Below are 1,007 nucleotides of genomic sequence, written 5' to 3' on the forward strand. Positions count from 1 at the left end.
CAGCCGTTGCTGGCCGCCCAGACGCAACGCCGATGCCAACGCGACCGCTTGGCGGACGTTGCCGGCGCGGCCGTCGGTGATCGTCCAGGGAAGCGTCGATCGTTTCGCGTTTGGCATCAATTCGTTTCAGTAAGGCCGGGTGTTGCATCAGTCGTGGCGCTCTACACTGCGTCCACTCGTCGTGTCATTGTCCGGGCCTTTCCGGCCCAGCGCCACGACCGTAGCCAATTCACCACGGAGTTTCCATGTCCGACATCTTCAACGATGCCGCGCTCGACCAGCTGTTCCGCACCGCCCGCACCCAGAACACGTTCCAGGACCGCCCGGTTGAAGACAGCCAGCTGCGCGCGCTGTACGACCTGGTGAAGTGGGCGCCGACCTCGGCCAACGCCAGCCCGGCACGCTTTGTGTTCGTCAAATCCGCCGAGGCCAAGCAGAAGCTGGCGCCGGCGCTGTCCGAAGGCAATCTGGCCAAGACCCTGGCCGCGCCGGTCACGGCGATCATCGGGTTTGACCTGGATTTCCACGAGAAGCTGCCGTACCTGTTTCCGCACACCGATGCCAAGAGCTGGTTCGATGGCCCGCGTGAGGGTCGCCACGAGGCCGCGTTCCGCAACGGCAGCCTGCAGGGCGCTACCTGATCCTGGCCGCGCGCGCGCTGGGCCTGGATGCCGGTCCGATGTCCGGCTTCGACAACGCCAAGGTCGATGAGGCGTTCTTTGCCGGCACCGCGATCAAGTCCAACTTCCTGGTCAACCTGGGCTATGGCGATCCGTCCGGGCTGTTCCCGCGTTTGCCGCGCCTGTCCTTCGATGAAGCCGCGCGCATCGAGTAAGTGTTCCATCGCCGGCGGTCATCACATCCGCTGACGCCGGCGTGTTGAAACTGCCTCCGTTCCTCTCTCTTCCTCAAGGAAACTCCCATGTCCACGCTCTCCAAACTGCTGCTCCCGCTGGCCCTGGCCGCCGCCATCAGCGCCTGCTCCAAGCCGGCCGAACAGGCCGCCC

Annotated in this window: 2 pseudogenes; one reads left to right on the forward strand and one right to left on the reverse strand. The window is 65.2% G+C overall.

Going from position 1 to position 1,007, the window contains the following annotated elements:
* Positions 1–117 (reverse strand): annotated as a pseudogene (locus JCM9942_RS20380) (nucleoside-diphosphate sugar epimerase); the annotation flags it as partial.
* A 128-nt stretch (positions 118–245) separates the two neighbouring features.
* On the opposite strand from JCM9942_RS20380, the pseudogene JCM9942_RS16755 reads away from it, so the two are divergent.
* Positions 246–835, forward strand: a pseudogene (locus JCM9942_RS16755) (malonic semialdehyde reductase).
* The last annotated feature ends 172 nt before the right edge of the window (positions 836–1,007 follow it).

The organism is Stenotrophomonas pictorum JCM 9942, from assembly GCF_001310775.1.
Lineage (GTDB): Bacteria > Pseudomonadota > Gammaproteobacteria > Xanthomonadales > Xanthomonadaceae > Stenotrophomonas > Stenotrophomonas pictorum.